The sequence below is a fragment of the Streptomyces sp. NPDC001515 genome (assembly GCF_053597115.1).
Genome location: NZ_JBSFHN010000053.1, coordinates 1 through 15814, shown reverse-complemented (window position 1 = coordinate 15814; position 15814 = coordinate 1). Strand labels below are relative to the sequence as shown.

Annotated in this window: 15 protein-coding genes, 1 tRNA gene and 2 pseudogenes; 7 read left to right on the top strand and 11 right to left on the bottom strand. The window is 72.3% G+C overall.

The annotated features are described in order from the left end of the window. Positions 1-20 precede the first annotated feature (20 nt). From ACWCXC_RS35305 to ACWCXC_RS35295, 3 genes are all read right to left on the bottom strand, one after another. Positions 21-860, bottom strand: a complete 840-nt coding sequence (locus tag ACWCXC_RS35305) for an SCO1664 family protein (RefSeq protein ID WP_450685790.1) — start codon at positions 858-860, stop codon at positions 21-23. Next, positions 824-1414 carry a DUF3090 domain-containing protein gene (locus ACWCXC_RS35300; RefSeq protein WP_020207450.1) on the bottom strand — a complete coding sequence of 197 codons (591 nt, stop codon included), beginning with the start codon at positions 1412-1414 and terminating at the stop codon, positions 824-826. The genes ACWCXC_RS35305 and ACWCXC_RS35300 overlap by 37 nt, the downstream gene beginning before the upstream one ends. 114 nt (positions 1415-1528) lie before the next feature. After that, entirely contained in the window at positions 1529-2239 is a 711-nt protein-coding gene (locus ACWCXC_RS35295; RefSeq protein WP_450685789.1) for a histidine phosphatase family protein, read from the bottom strand. Positions 2240-2306: 67 nt separating this feature from the next. Between ACWCXC_RS35295 and corA the strand changes: the two genes are divergently transcribed. Beyond that, positions 2307-3293 carry a magnesium/cobalt transporter CorA gene (gene corA, locus ACWCXC_RS35290; protein ID WP_450685788.1) on the top strand — a complete coding sequence of 329 codons (987 nt, stop codon included), beginning with the start codon at positions 2307-2309 and terminating at the stop codon, positions 3291-3293. A 16-nt stretch (positions 3294-3309) separates the two neighbouring features. Here corA and ACWCXC_RS35285 read toward each other — a convergent pair whose 3' ends face one another. Then, positions 3310-4098 (bottom strand): ferritin-like domain-containing protein, encoded by a 789-nt coding sequence (locus ACWCXC_RS35285; protein ID WP_450685787.1) that lies wholly within the window; start codon positions 4096-4098, stop codon positions 3310-3312. A gap of 251 nt (positions 4099-4349) precedes the next feature. Continuing rightward, positions 4350-5399 carry an LLM class F420-dependent oxidoreductase gene (locus ACWCXC_RS35280; RefSeq protein ID WP_450685786.1) on the bottom strand — a complete coding sequence of 350 codons (1050 nt, stop codon included), beginning with the start codon at positions 5397-5399 and terminating at the stop codon, positions 4350-4352. A gap of 140 nt (positions 5400-5539) precedes the next feature. Here ACWCXC_RS35280 and ACWCXC_RS35275 point away from each other — a divergent pair, with 140 nt between their 5' ends. Together ACWCXC_RS35275 and ACWCXC_RS35270 are read left to right on the top strand one after the other, a co-directional pair. Continuing rightward, positions 5540-6523, top strand: coding sequence for an aldo/keto reductase (locus tag ACWCXC_RS35275; RefSeq protein WP_450891638.1), 984 nt, complete (start codon positions 5540-5542; stop codon positions 6521-6523). Further along, positions 6520-8838, top strand: a complete 2319-nt coding sequence (locus tag ACWCXC_RS35270) for a helix-hairpin-helix domain-containing protein (protein ID WP_450891637.1) — start codon at positions 6520-6522, stop codon at positions 8836-8838. Before ACWCXC_RS35275 ends, ACWCXC_RS35270 begins: the two co-directional genes overlap by 4 nt. Positions 8839-8898: 60 nt before the next feature. Here ACWCXC_RS35270 and ACWCXC_RS35265 read toward each other — a convergent pair whose 3' ends face one another. Further along, positions 8899-9555: a hypothetical protein gene (locus ACWCXC_RS35265; RefSeq protein WP_450685964.1), complete on the bottom strand. Its 657-nt coding sequence runs from the start codon at positions 9553-9555 to the stop codon at positions 8899-8901. A 47-nt stretch (positions 9556-9602) separates the two neighbouring features. On the opposite strand from ACWCXC_RS35265, the gene ACWCXC_RS35260 reads away from it, so the two are divergent. Then, on the top strand, positions 9603-9791 hold the full coding sequence (locus ACWCXC_RS35260; protein WP_383650108.1) for a DUF5703 family protein: 189 nt from the start codon (positions 9603-9605) through the stop codon (positions 9789-9791). A gap of 74 nt (positions 9792-9865) precedes the next feature. On the opposite strand, the gene ACWCXC_RS35255 is transcribed toward ACWCXC_RS35260, so the two are convergent. The 3 genes from ACWCXC_RS35255 to ACWCXC_RS35245 form a co-directional block, all read right to left on the bottom strand. After that, on the bottom strand, positions 9866-10612 hold the full coding sequence (locus ACWCXC_RS35255) for a chaplin (RefSeq protein ID WP_450685963.1): 747 nt from the start codon (positions 10610-10612) through the stop codon (positions 9866-9868). A 139-nt stretch (positions 10613-10751) separates the two neighbouring features. Continuing rightward, a complete protein-coding gene (chpH, locus tag ACWCXC_RS35250; protein ID WP_450685962.1) occupies positions 10752-10985 on the bottom strand; it encodes a chaplin ChpH in 234 nt (77 codons plus the stop codon). A gap of 144 nt (positions 10986-11129) precedes the next feature. Beyond that, positions 11130-12464 carry a M20/M25/M40 family metallo-hydrolase gene (locus ACWCXC_RS35245; protein WP_450685961.1) on the bottom strand — a complete coding sequence of 445 codons (1335 nt, stop codon included), beginning with the start codon at positions 12462-12464 and terminating at the stop codon, positions 11130-11132. A 184-nt stretch (positions 12465-12648) separates the two neighbouring features. On the opposite strand from ACWCXC_RS35245, the gene ACWCXC_RS35240 reads away from it, so the two are divergent. Then, positions 12649-12733 (top strand) — tRNA-Leu (locus ACWCXC_RS35240). A gap of 293 nt (positions 12734-13026) precedes the next feature. Beyond that, a pseudogene (locus ACWCXC_RS35235) lies at positions 13027-13866 on the top strand (winged helix-turn-helix domain-containing protein); the annotation flags it as partial. A gap of 321 nt (positions 13867-14187) precedes the next feature. Here ACWCXC_RS35235 and istB read toward each other — a convergent pair. Together istB and ACWCXC_RS35225 are read right to left on the bottom strand one after the other, a co-directional pair. Beyond that, positions 14188-14957, bottom strand: a pseudogene (gene istB / locus ACWCXC_RS35230) (IS21-like element helper ATPase IstB). After that, positions 14954-15595, bottom strand: coding sequence for a Mu transposase domain-containing protein (locus ACWCXC_RS35225; RefSeq protein WP_450891636.1), 642 nt, complete (start codon positions 15593-15595; stop codon positions 14954-14956). The pseudogene istB and the gene ACWCXC_RS35225 overlap by 4 nt, the downstream one beginning before the upstream one ends. Between ACWCXC_RS35225 and ACWCXC_RS35220 the strand changes: the two genes are divergently transcribed. Beyond that, positions 15578-15814 (top strand): hypothetical protein (locus tag ACWCXC_RS35220; RefSeq protein ID WP_450891635.1); only part of this gene is annotated, 237 nt, incomplete at its 3' end. The two genes, ACWCXC_RS35225 and ACWCXC_RS35220, sit on opposite strands and share 18 nt — an antisense overlap.

Below are 15814 nucleotides of genomic sequence, written 5' to 3'. Positions count from 1 at the left end.
GTGGGCGCGCCGGGCGCCCGTCACAGCGGCGGCCAGGGGATGGAGGGCCACTCGCCGCTCGGCACGCGGTGCAGCCCGGAGGCGCGCAGCGCGGCCACCCGGGCGCGCAGCGCCTCGGTCTCGGCCGGCGTGAGGAGTTCCGCCAGCCGGGTGAGCAGCGGCTCCCCGGGCTCCAGCCGGGCGGCCAGCCGGTCCAGCACCTCGACGGCCTCCGCCGTCAGCGGATCCCCGGCCCAGCCCCAGAGCAGGGTGCGCAGCTTGTCCTCGGTGTGGAAGGTCACCCCGTGATCGATGCCGTAGAGCCGGCCGTCCGGGGCGGGCAGCAGATGGCCGCCCTTGCGGTCGCCGTTGTTGATCACGGCGTCGAGCACCGCGAGGCGGCGCAGCCGGTCGTCGTCCGCGTGCACGAGCAGCGCGGTGCGCCCCTCCCCCACCTCGGCGCGGACCACGGCCTTCCAGCCGGGCCCCGGCTCCTCGTCCTCGACGAGCGCGAGCAGCCCGGGTCCGTCGTCCTCCTGCGGGGCCGGCTCGATCCAGAGCTGGCACATGCCCTCTCCGTACGGCCCCTCGCGCAGCACGGTGGGCGGGACGAGGCCCCAGCCTGTCGCCTCGGAGATCTCGTACGCGGCCACCTCGCGCTGGGCGAGGGTGCCGTCGGGGAAGTCCCAGAGCGGCTGTTCGCCCGCCACCGGCTTGTAGACGCAGTGCGCCTCCTCGCCGTCCAGGGCGACCGAGCAGTACAGGACCGCGTTGGACGCCCCGCGGACCTGGCCGAGCACCGTGAGCCGCCCCTCGCCTAGCAGGGTGAGCGGCCCGGGGCCGCTCAGGCCCCGCGACGGTATCCGTTCTGGCGCGGGCATACGTGTCCTTCCGGGTCGAGCGGCAGGCTGCACAGGGGGCACGGCGGGCGGCCGGCGTTCACGACGTCGAGAGCGCGCTTGGCGAACGCCCTGGCCTGTGCGCCGCTGAGGCGCACCCGGAGCATCGGGGGCCCGTTCTCCTCGTCCTGGAGCAGCCGCTCCTCGGCCTCGGCCAGGTCCTCGACGGAGTCCGCGTCCAGCTCGACCAGGGCCTGCGCCTCGACGATCATGCGCTGTTCCTCGCCGTCCCAGGCCAGCGCCATGGTGCCGACGCGGAACTCCTCCTCGACGGGCACGTCGAGCGGGGCGGTGTCGGTGACGTCCATCGGGGCCACGGCCGGGACCGGCGAGTTGCCCCCGGTGCGGCGCACCACCTCGTCGAGCAGTTCGTCGACCCGCTCGGCGAGCGCGGCGACCTGGGTCTTCTCCAGGGCCACGCTGGTGACGCGTCCGCCTGAGGAAGCCTGCAGGAAGAACGTACGACGTCCAGGCAGCCCGACCGTGCCGGCCACGAAACGGTCCGGGGGGTCGTACAGGAACACCTGACGGGACACGTCCTGTCTCCCTTGAGAATTGAGGGCGGATGAGGGTCGGCCGGGGCCCGGGGCGAGTCCTCGCGGACCGGCCCCGGGGCGCCTACGGCGCGTCCACCCTACTGCGCGGAGCGATCACGGCGCCCCAGCGCCGCCGCCGACCGCCGCGTGGCCCTCGGCGCCCGGCGCCGCGCCCGCGTCGGGGCCGGGGTCGCGGGGCGCGAGACCGGCCAGGTCACCGGTGTCGCCGAGCCGCAGCAGGAACGGCCGCAGCCCGGTGTAGCGGATCGCGGTGACCGAGCAGGGGTCGGCGTGGATGCGCTGGAAGAGGTCCAGGTGCAGGCCGAGCGCGTCGGCGACCAGGGACTTGATGATGTCGCCGTGGGAGCACATCAGATAGACGGCGTTCTCGCCGTGCTCCGCCTCGATCCGGGCGTTCCAGTCGCGGACCGCGTCGACGGCGCGGGCCTGCATCGCCCGCATCGACTCGCCGCCGGGGAAGGCGGCGGCGGAGGGGTGCTGTTGTACGACCTTCATGAGCGGTTCGTCGGTGAGTTCGGCGAGCTTGCGCCCGGACCAGTCGCCGTAGTCGCACTCGTTGATCCGCTCCTCGGTGTGCGAGGCCAGTTCCGGCCTCGCGGCGAGCAGGGGGGCGAGCGTCTCGTGGCAGCGCTGGAGGGGGCTGCTCACGGCGGCGGCGAGCGGCAGGGCCGCCAGACGTCCGGGCAGGGCGGCGGCCTGGGCCGCGCCGCGCTCGTCGAGCGCGACCCCGGGGGTGCGGCCGGCGAGCAGCCCGGACGTGTTGGCGGTGGAGCGTCCATGGCGTACGAGGATCAGGGTGGGCATACCCGCCAGCGTAGGCCGGGGCGCCCGAGAGGGTGCGCGGCGGACCGGGGCGGGGGAGAATGCGCGCGTGATCGTGGACTGCGCCATCTACCGCGAGGGCCGCCGCACGGCGGGCCCCGACGACCTCTCCGACGCCCTGGACCAGGCGCGGGCGAGCGGTGACGCGTTCCTGTGGATCGGTCTGCACGAGCCGACGGAGAAGGAGTTCGACCGGGTCAGCAGCGAGTTCGGGCTGCATCCGCTGGCGGTGGAGGACGCCCTCTCCGCCCACCAGCGGCCCAAGCTGGAGGTCTACGACGACTCGCTCTTCGTGGTGATCAAGCCGATCGTCTACGACCACGCGAGCGACTCGGTGAGCGCGGACGAGCTGATGATCTTCATCGGCGACTCGTTCGTGGTGACGGTCCGGCACGGCGAGGGGGCGCCGCTGGCCGCGGTGCGCCGGCGGCTGGAGGCGGAGCCGGAGGTGCTCCGGCACGGGCCGGCGTCGGTGCTGTACGCGATCAGCGACGCCGTCGTGGACCACTACATCGATGTGACGGGCGAGCTCCAGGTCGACCTGGAGGAGCTGGAGACGCAGGTCTTCGCCCCGGCCGGGTCCGGGGACTCCAAGAACACCGCGGCCCGGATCTACACCTTCAAGCGCCAGGTGCTGGAGTTCCGCCGGGCGGCGGTCCCGCTGGCGGCGCCGATGGCGCGGCTGGCGAGCGCGGGCGTGCCCTTCGTCCCCGCCCGGTCGCAGCCGTTCTTCCGCGATGTGCAGGACCATCTGACGCGCGTCAACGAGCAGGTGGAGGGGCTGGACCGGCTGCTGTCCGACATCCTGTCCGCGCATCTCGCGCAGATGGGGGTGCGGCAGAACGACGACATGCGCAAGATCTCGGCCTGGGCGGCGATGGCCGCCGTGCCGACGATGGTCGCGGGGATCTACGGGATGAACTTCCAGCACATGCCGGAGCTGCACTGGGTCTGGGCCTACCCGGCGGTGCTGCTGCTGATGACGGGCGTGGTCCTGGGGCTCTACCGCCAGTTCAAGCGGCGCGGCTGGCTCTGAGGGGCCGGGCCGCCGCTCAGGCGAACTCGGGGGCCGCGACGGCCGGGCCGCCCAGCGCGTCGCGCCGCTCGGGGGGCGCCAGGCTCACCATGCGCCGCCAGCCGACGGCCCGTTCGTACGCGTACACGGCGTGGATCCCGGCCGCGAGCACCGCGGCCCTGGCGCGGGACCAGCCGAGGATGCGGCCCATGTGGTCCATCACGGCGAGGCTGACGTCGCGGTAGACGCGGATCTCGGCGAGCGCGCACTCGCGCAGGATCCGCTGGATGGTCCGGCCGTGGCCGGCCGCCGCGAAGCGGAGCAGTTCCTCGTGGCAGTAGGCGAGGTGGTTGTCCTCGTCGTTCGAGATCATCTTCACCGCGCGGCCCAGGTCGGGGTGGTCGGCGAAGTGCTTGCGCAGCAGGCGCATCTGCTCGGAGGCACGCTGCTCGGTCACCCGGCTGTGCGCGAGGTAGGTGATGATGTCGCGCTCGGTGAGGGGTTCCTCCCGGCCCAGCCGCGCGTGGGCCAGTCCGATGCCGTGCCGCTCCAGGAGCATCGTGTAGTCGGTGTCGCCGGGGACCTCGGCCGGGGTGAGTCCGCGCTTCTTGAGCAGGGCGTTGAAGATCCGGCCGTGTTTGTCCTCGTCGGCCCCGTGCCGGGTGATCCTGGGGGCCAGGGCGCGCTGGCTCGCGGGCACGAGGGCCGCGATGCGGGCGTTCTCCCATCCGCCCTGGGACTCCCCGCTGGCCGCGATCGAGCAGAACAGCCGGAACGACTCGTCGTCGTCGAGGATCTCCTGGAACAGGTTCTTTGCCGAGAGCATCACTGCCACCTCCGTACCGGCGTCCGCCGAGCGCCAGTCAAATGCGCCCCGCTCCGGCGGGCAACACGAGCGGCCCCCGACTGGTCCGAACGGGCAGGGTCCAAACCGCCGCACCGTCCCGCACCACCGCCGGCCCGGCCCCGGGCAAATCGTTTCCGCAGTGCCCGTGACCCCGGGTCGACGACGGCGTTGTTCCCCATGACGGCCGTGGCGGGGAAGACCCCCGAGCCCCCACCACGGCCGCGGACCCGTCAGGCGAGTCCGGCACGCTCCAGCGCGTCCGTGCCGGCCCGCAGCGCCGCGATCCGCTCGTCGAGCGTGAAGCCGGCCGGGGCCAGCGTGAGCGTCGTGACGCCCACCTCCGCGTACGCCTGCATGCGCGCGGAGATGCGCTCCACCGACCCGAGCAGCGTGGTCTGGTCGATCAGCTGGTGCGGAACGGCCGCCGCCGCGCCGCTCTTGTCCCCGGAGAGGTACTTCTCCTGGATCTCGGCGGCCTCCTTCTCGTACCCCATGCGCTGGGCGAGCCGGTTGTAGAAGTTCTGCTTGGCGCTGCCCATGCCGCCGACGTACAGCGCGGTGTACGGACGAAACATGTCCGCGAGGCCGTGGATGTCGTCACCGACGGCGAGCGGGACGGTCGGGCAGACGTCGAAGCCCTCCATCGTCTTCCCGGCCTTCTCCCGCCCGGCCCGCAGGGGGCTGATCGCGGTCTCCTCCAGATGCTCGGCGGACGGGAAGATCAGCAGCGCGCCGTCGGCGATCTCGCCGGTCTGCTCCAGGTTCTTCGGGCCGATGGCGGCGATGTAGAGCGGGATGTGCTCGCGCTGCGGGTGCACGGTCAGCTTGAGCGGCTTGCCCGGCCCGCCCGGCAGCGGGAGCGTCCAGTGCTGCCCCTCGTACGACAGCCGCTCGCGGCTCATCGCCCGCCGGACGATCTCGACGTACTCCCGGGTGCGGGCGAGCGGCTTGTCGAAGGTGACGCCGTACCAGCCCTCGGAGACCTGCGGACCCGAGACGCCGAGGCCGAGGCGGAAGCGACCGCCGGAGAGGGAGTCGAGGGTGGCCGCCGTCATCGCCGTCATGGCGGGCTGGCGGGCCGGGATCTGCATGATCGCGGAGCCGACGTCGATGGACTCGGTCTGCGCGGCGACCCAGGACAGCACGGTCGGAGCGTCGGAACCGTACGCCTCGGCCGCCCAGCAGACGTCGTAGCCGAGCCGGTCGGCCTCCTGCGCGACGGCGAGGTTGTCGCCGTCCATTCCGGCGCCCCAGTAACCGAGATTGATGCCGAGCCGCATAACCGCTCCCCTTACTGATCAGTAACGTCCCTGTGTTCCGGACTCTAGCGCGCGGGACCCCGATGCGGCAGGGGCCGTCCGGGCGCCGGTTGTCCACAGCCCTGCTCCGCGTGGGGCTCTGGCCAGTAATCTCAGCGCCCATGGAGCAGAGGCATCTCGGCCGCACCGGCCTTCGAGTGTCCCGGATCGGGCTCGGCACCCTCACCTGGGGCCGCGACACCGACGAGCACGACGCTGCCGAGCAGCTGAAGGCCTTCTGGGAGGCGGGCGGCACGCTCGTCGACACCGCCGACGTGTACGGCGGGGGCGAGGCCGAATACCTGTTGGGGCGCCTGGTCGAGGGGCTGGTGCCCCGGCGCGATCTGGTCATCGCCACCAAGGCCGGCAGCGTCGCCGATCGGTACCGCAGGTTCGACGCCTCGCGCGGCCATCTGCTCGCCGCCCTGGACGCCTCGCTCGCCCGGCTCGGCACCGACCACGTGGATCTGTGGCAGGTGCACGCCTTCGATCCGCAGACTCCGCTGGACGAGACGCTGCACGCCCTGGACCTCGCCGTCTCCAGCGGTCGCGCCCGGTACGCGGGCGTGTCGAACTTCTGCGGCTGGCAGCTGGCCAAGGCCGCCACCTGGCAGCTCGCCGCGCCCGGCGCGCGCACCAGGATCGCCAGTACGCAGATGGAGTACTCGCTGCTCCAGCGGGGCGTGGAACGCGAGGTGCTGCCGGCCGCGCTCGACCTCGGGGTGGGGCTGCTGCCCTCCTCCCCGCTGGGCCGGGGTGTGCTGACCGGCAAGTACCGCACGGGCACCCCCGCCGACTCGCGCGGCGCCTCCGAGCTGCTGGCCCCCTTCGTCGAGCCGTATCTCGACGACGCGGCGAGCCGCATCGTGGACGCCGTGACCACCGCCGCCGAGGGGCTGGCCAGCACCCCGCTCCAGGTGGCCCTGGCCTGGGTCCGGGACCGGCCCGGCGTGGTGGCACCGATCATAGGAGCGCGCAACGCGCGGCAGCTCGCGGAGGCATTGTCAGTGGAGACGCTTAGTCTTCCTGACGAGATCTGCCAGGCGCTCGACGATGTGTCGGCGCCCGTGCACCGCTATCCGGACCAGGACTGGAGCACGCTGTGACTGCGCTTCCCCGGGGGGAGTCCCCCGGCCCCGCGGCCGACGACGACGTCGCCGACGAGCCCGCCGCCGCACCCGAGACGGCCACCGCCGAGGCGGGCACGGCCCCCGGCACCGATGCGGGTGCGGACGCCGACGCCGGTGCGGAATCCGACGTGGCTGCGGTTTCCGGCGCGGGGGCGGTTTCCGGCGCCGTCGCGGGTCCCGGCTCGGGTACGGGTACGGAATCCGGCGCGGACGCGGACGCGGGTGCGGACACCGGCGCGGGCACGGAGCCGGGCGCCGGGGACGGGGACGGGGCCGCCGGGCTCTCCGAGGCGGAGGCCGAGCTGGCCGCCCAGCGCGAGCTGCGGGAGCGGATCGAGAAGCGCAAGGCCGAGAAGGCCGGACCGGTCGAATCGGGGGCGAGTCTGAGCGGCCCGGCGGCCGATCTGCTGGCGGCGGTGCGGGCCGTGGAGAGCGGCGAGAAGCCCGGCGCCGCGTTCTTCGACTCCCCCGCCCCCTCACCGGCCCGCCGGAGCGTCCCCGCGCCCGCGCCGGTGCGCGCCCCGGTCCCCGAGGCCGTCCCCGCGCCCAGGGAGGCGGCGCCGGAGACGGTCACGGCCGTGGCCGCCGTGCTGGCCGAGGGCGGGGCGCCCGCCTCGCTGGCCGCCCCGGCCGCCCTCGCCCTGGGCGAGCGGGCCGGAGAGGCGCTGCGCGCGGACCCCTGGCGGCTGCTGTCCCTGCCGGGTGTCGGCCCGGAGCAGGCCGACGCCTTCGCCCGCGCCCTGCTGGGCGCCGAGTGCGGCCCCGACGACGCACGGCGGGCGGCGGCCCTGGTCGGCTGGCTGCTGGAGCGCGCCGCGCTCCAGGGGCACACCGCGCTGGACGCGGAGCGGGTGCGCGCCGCGCTCGCCGAACGCGCCGTGAGCGACCCCGACGCCGCCGTGCAGCACGCGGTCGCCGAGGGCGCCGTCCTGGTCTTCCAGGACGGGAGCGAGGACCGGGAGGGCGAGGACGGCGCGGGCGCTGAGGAGGACGCCGGGCAGGACACCGACGGGGCGGACGCCGAGCCCGTGCGGGTCCTCCTCGGCCTCGACCGGTACGCCCTGGCCGAGGAGAGCCTGGCCGACGGCCTCGCCCGGCTGGCCAACGCCGGGGAGAAGGACGCCGACTGGTCGGACGCCGCAGCGGCGGCCCCCTCCCCGTCGGCCGCCGAGCTGATCCGCTCGGTCGCGGCGCACGCGCTGGTCGCGCACACGGGCGGCGAGGCCGCCCGCGCCGAGCCGGCCGCCCTCATCGCCGCGGCCACGCGTCTGGGCCTGCGGGCCCTGGGCGCCACGCACAGCCCCGACGGACGGCGCCGGCTGGCCGAGGCGGCCGGCGACCCGGCGGCGGCCGTGACCCTCGCCGGGCTGCTCTCCGGCTCCGAGGGGCCCGGCCGGGACGAGGAGGGCGCGCTCCGCGTCGATCTGCTCGTCGTGCTGGACGCCCCGCAGCTGGACGTGGAGACCGGCGCGATGCTGGTGGAGTCGCTGGCGGACGGGGCCCGGCTGGTGCTGAGCGGCGACCCCGGGGTGCTCGGCTCGGCCGGCGCGGGGCGGGTCTTCGCCGATGTGCTGGCCGCCCGCGCCTGCCCGCAGGTGGTCTCGCGGACGCCCGATCCGGGTCCGATCGGCGAGCTGGTCTCCGGCATCGGCATCGGGGAGCTGAACCAGGTGGAGGCGCCCGGCAAGGAGGTCGTGATCGTGCCGGTGCGCGACGCGGGAGAGGCGGTGCACCGCACGGTGCAGCTGGTCGCCGACTCGGTGCCGCGCGCCCTGGGCGTGCCCGCCTCGGACACCCAGGTGATCACCGTCGGGCACGGCGGTTCGGCCGGCACGCGGGCGTTGAACGAGGCGCTGAAGCGGCGGCTCAACCCGGGCCCCGGCCGGTTCGGCGGCTTCGATCCGGGTGACCGGGTGGCCCATGTCCCCGCGCCCGGCCGGACGGTGCCGGGCGTGGTGGTCTCGGCCGACGCGGAGGGGCTGCACCTGGACTGCGCGGGCAGCCCCGTCGTCGTGTCGCAGGAGCAGGTGGCGGCGTCCGTGCGCCACGCCTGGGCGCTCAGCGCCCACCAGGCGGCGGGGATGCGCTGGCCCGCCGTCGTCGTGGTGCTGCCCGGGGACGCGGCGCAGGGCCTGAGCCGCCCGTGGGTCTACACAGCGTTCGGGCGCGGTGAGCGGCATCTGTCCGTGGTCCACGGCGTGGACCAGGCGCTGCCCCGCGCCGTGGCCGGGGTCCCGGGCCAGGAGCGCACCACGCGGCTGCGCTCCCTGCTGGAGACCTCCGGGGGCTGACGGCACGGGGCCGGGAACGCCTCGTGCGCCCCCGGCCCCGGCCGGTTCCCCGGCGGTGTCTCAGGCCCGGTCCCCGGCCAGTCCGTCCAGTTCCTCGTCGAGATCGTCCTCGTCGAAGACGGAGCTGACGTCGAAGCGGCAGACCACGAGCTGCGGGTCCGCGTCGTCGAAGGGGGCGCCCAGCCACTCCCCCGGTTCCGGCAGCTCGTCGGCGGCCGCGACCCAGAGCGTGGAGTCGCCCTCCTCCAGCCCGAATTCGGTGTGCCTGGAGGCGATCTCGTCCGGCTCGTACTCCCCGAAGAGCACCCCGAGCGCTCCATGGACGCTCCCGCCGGCCGCGGCCGCGCTCCCCGCGTGCCCGGCCGGGTCGGCGTCGGCGAGCCGCTGTGCCTGGGCGAGCAGGCGCTGCGGCTCCACGACGGCGTAGTCGCGGCGGATCAGCACGCTGAGCGCGTGCGGCTCCTCGGGACCGCCGTAGGGCGGCAGGGAGTCGTCCACCCCCGGGATCTCGAAGGGGGTGACCTCGTCGTGGCGGTCGTAGAGGAGTTCGTCATAGGCCTCGGCGGCGGCGGCCAGTGCGTTGAACGCGTCGTAGACAGCGGGGTCGTCGTCCCCGGTCCGGCGTTCGACCGCCGCGAGGTGGTGGTCGATCGCGGCTTTGACCGCGTCGGCGGCGGCGCGTACCTCGGCAGCGGTGGGCTGCGCAGCATCAGACATAGGGCAGACGCTATCCGTACCGGGCCCGTGCTTGCACAATAGATGCGATGCCGGAATACGAATTTGTCGATGTGTACGTGCCGCGCGGGGTGTCCCGGAAGGACACGACCCGCCTGTTGACCGACCATGCCGAGTACGGGCACTGGGAGTTGGACCGACTCACCCTGCGCCTTGACGGCAGCCGCCGGGTCCGGCTGAGGCGGCGGATCATCCGCCAGCTGCGGGCCACCTGGTGACAGCGGAACGGGCCCCGCCGCGGCGGGGCCCGTTCGCTCTCTCGTCTTTTCTTCCGCCCGTCGGCGGGCCGTCGCTACGCGGCCCTGGAGCGGCGGTACAGCACCGTGCCGACGCCGGCCAGCAGCAGTCCGGCACTCGCCGGGACGAGCGTGTCCAGACCGCCCGCGCCGGTGTGCGCGAGCTGCGGGGTGCTCGCCGGCAGCGTCTGCGGCCGGGGCGTGTTCGGAACGGTGGGCGGCTCCGGCGGCGTCACGTGCCGGACCGGGGGAACCGGCTCCGGCTCGGGCTCCGGGGTGCTGCCGTTCTCGCAGGTGTTGCCCGACGTGGAGTTGAGCAGTCCCACGATGGTGATGTCGTTCCCGCAGGCGTTGACGGGGATGTCGACGGGCACCTGGACCTGGTTGCCCGAGAGCAGTCCGGGCGAGCCCTGGGTGTGGCCCTGTGCCGTCGCTCCGCCTCCGTGGTCGCCGTTGCGGCCCCGGTGCTTGCCGGTGCCCGCCTGGGCGCCCCGGTCGCCGGCGGTCGCGTGGCTGCCGGTGTTCCCGGCCTTCCCCCCGGGTCGGCCGGACGTACCGTCCGAGCCGTTGGCGCAGGCGTTGCCCATCGCCGGGTTGAGGAGTCCCACGACACTCACCGAGTTGCCGCAGACGTTGACCGGTACCTCGACCGGGATCTGGACCGAATTCCCAGACAGCACCCCCGGGGAATTCGACGCACCGCCGACCGCTCCCGCGTCCGCGTGCGCGTAGCCGCCGCTGAGCGCGAGGACTCCGCTCGCGGCCGCCATGGTCATCAGGCCTTTGCGCGTGACCTGTCGCATAGGTTCTTTCCTGCCTTCTACCTTCCGGAATACCCCCGGATTCGACATGCGCGGGGGCAGAGGACCCGACGGCCCCGGAGCACATGGCGTGCGCTCCGGGGCCGAGCGGGTTCAAACCCTTACGGGTTGACGCACGACGTCAGTCGTTGACGCAGGTGTTGCCGAAGGCCGGGTTCAGCAGCCCGATCACGGAGATCGTGTTGCCGCACACGTTCACCGGAACGTGGACGGGAACCTGGATCGTGTTGCCCGAGATCACACCGGGGCTGCCGATGGCGGCACCCTGGGCACCCGAGTCGGCGACGGCCATGCCGGCACCCGCGAGCACGAGACCGCTGGTGACAGCCGCAGCGGCGACGATCTTCTTGATCATGGAAATTCCTCCTCGTTGGCAATGCGGTCCCAGCCGCGGACCGCATCACCTGTAACGAGGAAGAGGTAACCGGGCTACGAGTGATCCACCCCTTTCACTCGTTCCGGTCAGGTACGCACAAGCTGGCGATTACCGCCCCCGGTGTCAGCTGTGATCGATGAACCGGTCCAGGACGCGGGCGCCGAACTTCAGGCCCTCCACCGGCACCCGCTCGTCCACGCCGTGGAACATCCCGGCGAAGTCCAGCTCCGGCGGGAGCTGGAGGGGGGCGAACCCGAAGCAGCGGATGCCCAGGTCGTCGAAGGACTTGGCGTCCGTGCCGCCGGAGAGCATGTACGGCACCGCGCGGGCGATCGGGTCCTCGGCCTTCAGCGCGGTCTGCATGGCGTCGACCAGCGCGCCGTCGAAGTCGGTCTCCAGCGCCTTGTCGCCGTGCACGTCCTCGCGGCGCACGCGGGGGCCGAGGATCCGGTCGAGGTCGGCCAGGAACTCCTGCTCGTACCCCGGCAGGAAGCGGCCGTCCACATGGGCGGTCGCCTGGCCGGGGATCACGTTCACCTTGTAGCCCGCGCCGAGCATCGTGGGCGCCGCGGAGTTGCGCAGCGTGGCGCCCACCATCTTGGCGATCCCGCCGAGCTTGGCCAGGGTGGCGTCCATGTCCTCGGGGTCGAGCGGGGTACCCAGCGCGTCGGACAGCTCGTCCAGGAACGAGCGGACGGTCTTGGTGACCCGCACCGGCCAGGTGTGCCGGCCGAGCCGCCCGACGGCCTCGCACAGCTCCGTGATCGCGTTGTCGTCGTTGGTCATCGACCCGTGGCCGGCCGTGCCCTCCACGGTCAGCCGCATCCAGTGCATGCCCTTCTGCGCGGTCTCCACGAGGTAGAGGCGCAGGTTCTCGTTGACGGTGAACGAGAAGCCGCCGACCTCGCCGACGGCCTCGGTGACGCCCTCGAAGAGGTCCGGGTGCTTGTCGACGAGGAAGCGCGCCCCGTACGTCCCGCCGGCCTCCTCGTCCGCGAGGAAGGCGAGCACGATGTCGCGCGGGGGCTTGCGGCCGCTGCGCATCCGGTCGCGGACGACGGCGAGCGTCATCGCGTCCATGTCCTTCATGTCGACCGCGCCCCGGCCCCACACGCAGCCGTCCGCGATCTCCCCCGAGAACGGGTGGTGCGTCCAGTCGTGGGCGTTGGCCGGGACGACGTCGGTGTGGCCATGGATGAGCAGGGCGGGCTTCGAGGGGTCCTCGCCCTCGATCCGCGCCACCGTCGAGGCGCGCCCCTTGTGCGACTCGAAGATCTTCGGCTCCAGGCCGACCTCCGCGAGCTTCTCCGCGACGTACTCGGCGGCGGCCCGCTCCCCCGGCCCGGAGTGGTCCCCGTAGTTGCTGGTGTCGATTCTGATCAGGTCACGACAGAGGTCGACGACCTCGTTCTCCGCACTGACGCCGGAGCCGGTCCTGGCCGCTGTGGTCTCGCTCACGCTGATTCCTTCCACTGTCGCTGTCGTGCTCCCCCTCATCCTCCCGCGCCGGGCCCGAGGACCCAAGGGCGCCCGCGCCGCCGTCGCACGGCCGTCACACCCACCGGGGCGTGATCGAGCACCCCGCATTGTTTGCTATGGTTTTCCACGTCGGAACGGGCGAGGCCCGCGAGACAGACACCTAGTCCGGGTGGCGGAATGGCAGACGCGCTAGCTTGAGGTGCTAGTGCCCTTTATCGGGCGTGGGGGTTCAAGTCCCCCCTCGGACACTGTGGTCAACCGACCAAATGGAGCCGGTCAAAGCGACGCTTTTGTCGCTTTGACCGGTTTTGTTGTTGCGGTGGACACGATGTGGCCTTTGCGGGTTCACAGAAGGCCAGATGCGTTTGTGCTTCTCAGGTGGGGTGTGAGGGGTTAGGTGGGTCAGGCTCCCGGGGTGGTGTCGGGAACGTAGCCACTGGGGCTCAAGTCGTGAAAATTCTTGACTTAGAACTCCTACTGAGGTTGAACTCGTGGAGTCGTAGGGCCTGACGGCTCGTCGCCCGTGCGGTATCACCGGTGCATGCGGTATCCACAAGGGGGCGGGCTGACCGCCGAACGGCAGCAGTTTCGCGAGGAGTTACGGCTCCGGGCGGCCGAGAGGTTCGCCTAGGGTGAGGCGAGCTCGGTGATCGCCAAGGACCTGCGGGTCAGCGTCCGCTCGGTGCAGCGGTGGCGGCAGATGTGGGACGAGGGCGGCCCACGGGCTCTGCGATCGCAGGGGCCGGCGTCACTCCCGAGACTGAGCGAGAAGCAGTTCACCCGGCTGGAGGCGGAGCTGGCCAAGGGGGCCGGCTGCGCACGGCTGGGAAGACGAGCGCTGGACCCTGAGCGGTGTGAAGACCGTGATCGGACGGCGCTTCCACTTGACCTACACGGTCCAGGGCGTGCGGAAACTCCTCGTGCGTAACGGCTGGTCCTGCCAGGTCCCGGCCAGACGCGCTATGGAACGGGACGACGTCGCGGTGGCCGGGTGGGTCAAGGAGGTGTGGCCCTGCGCGGAAGACTCGCGGCGGTGAGCGGAGCCTGGCTCGTCTTCGAGGACGAAGCCGGATTCTCCATGACACCGCCGCAGGCCAGAACCTGGTCGCAGCGCGGCCGAACCCCAGTGGTGCGGGTGCGGGGCCGTTCCCATAGACGGATATCGATCGCCGCGCTGACCTGCTACAAACCCGGCCACAGGTCGAGGCTGATCTACCGGCCACGCCGGGACGACGGTCAGCGCGACGGCCGCAAGAGCTTCTCCTGACGCGACTACCGCGATCTGCTGATCGCCGCCCACCAGCAGCTCCACGGCCCGATCGTGCTGGTCTGGGACAACCTGAACGTCCACAGAGCCGCCGGGTGTCGACGTACTCCTGAAAGTGCTCCACTGAGTACAGAGATCTCTGCACCACGCCTCCCCGGCCGTCGCCCCGCGGGCCTGATGCCGTGTCGTGCGGAGTACTCTCGCCCCGAGAGGGGGTGTCATGGAGTCGCTGGGAACTCTGTTCATGGCCGCAGCTTGGGGTGTTCCCCTGGTAGCCCTGCTGAGCGGCGTGATTGCCGTCGCGGCCACCATACGTTGGCGCCGTCGAGCGATCAGCGCCCTGGAGAGAGCCGAGGCAGAGCAAGGCGGACCAGACTCGCACGTCCCCAGTCCGCAGCATCCTGGCAGGTCAAGGCCCTTCCAGTGACAGGGACTTCATGCCGCGTCGTCTCGTTCGCGTTCGATGGCGGCGAGTCGGTTCTTGAGGCGGTAGCTGGGGCCGTTGATGGAGATGACTCCGCAGTGGTGGAGGAGCCGGTCGAGGATGGCGGTGGCGAGAACTTCGTCGCCGAACACCTGTCCCCATTCGCTGAAGGTCTTGTTCGAGGTCAGGACGAGCCCTTTTCGTATCGCTTTGAGATGACCTGGAACACGAGGTTCGCCTCTGCGCGGGCGAGCGGCTGGTAGCCGACCTCGTCCAGGACGAGAACAGCGGGCCGCAGGTAGCTGCCGAGCTTGCTGGTCAGACGGCCTGCGGCTTCGGCAGCGGTGAGGTTGCGGACCATGTCGTCGAGGCTCGTGAAGTAGATCGAGTAGCCGGCCCGGCAGGCCGCGACTGCGAGAGCGACCGCGATGTGTGTCTTGCCCACTCCCGGCGGCCCGAGCAGGGCAGCGTTGGCCTTTGCCTCGACGAACGTGAGGGTGGCGAGGTCCTTGACCTTGCGGGGGTCGAGCTCGGGCTGGAACGAGAAGTCGTAGTCGTCGAGCGTTTTGTGGTGCGGCAGCCGAGAGAGCCGCAGGCCCTGGCGGAAGCGTCGGTCGTCACGGACGGCGAGTTCTTCGGAGAGGACCAGGTCGATGAAGTCGAGGTAGCCCATCTTGGCCTCGTCAGCCCGCTGAGCGTACTGGGTCAGGGCCTCGGCCAGGTGGGGCAGGCCCAGCTTCGCGGCCGTGTTGCGGATGCGGGTGGAGACCAGCTCGCTCAAGAGGATTCCTTCGGCGTTCGGTGGGTGGTGAAGGGGCGGGTCCCAGTCAGCTCGTCATAGACCGACAACGGCCGTCGGCCGACCTCGACCTGGGTGGCCGCAGCCCGGTTCAGCAGGGCCAGCAGCGATCCCGCCTCGGTTCCGCCGTTCTGCCGACAGGGGGCGGGCAGGTCTCCGCCGGCCGTGACGCGGCGGCTGGCTCCGGTGGGCAGTCCGTCCCAGTGCCGTTCGTCCACGACCCTGGCGCCGCGGCCGTCTGCCCACGGGTGGGTGGCCAGCAGGGTCTCTCCCCGGTGGTCGGGTGTGGTGGCATGCAGGGTGATCTGGGACTTCGTGGCTCTGATCTCGACCAGCTGGCGCGGCCGGATCCGTTGGGCCGGCACCGAGTAGAGGTTAGCTTCGAAGGCGACGAGGCAGTCCTTGCCGACGTAGCGGAGGTGCCTCTGGGTGACCACGTATGGAGTGGCGGGCAGTGGGCGGAGAGCCATGTGGTCGCGGACCGCCCGCAGTCCGATGACCTCACCGTGGGTGCCGTGGACCTTGGCCCGCCGCAACGGGACCCGGGCGGTGAAGGCGGCGCTCAGTTCCTCGACGGAGGAGAAGGCGCGTCCGGCCAGGACGTGGTCGCGGACGATCAAGACCTGGCGCTCGACGCGGCCCTTCCCCGTTGGCCGGTAGGCGGCGAGCACGTCGGGGTCGAAGTCGTAGTGCCCGGCGAACGCGACCGCCTCTGGATGCAGTGGAACGGCCTCACTAGGGGCGAAGAGGTCCTAACAAAGGCGTTTCACGTGCCGGTGTGTGATGAGGCAGGTGGCGAGGCCGAGGAAGGCTTCGTGGATGTCGTCTCGCCGCTCCCA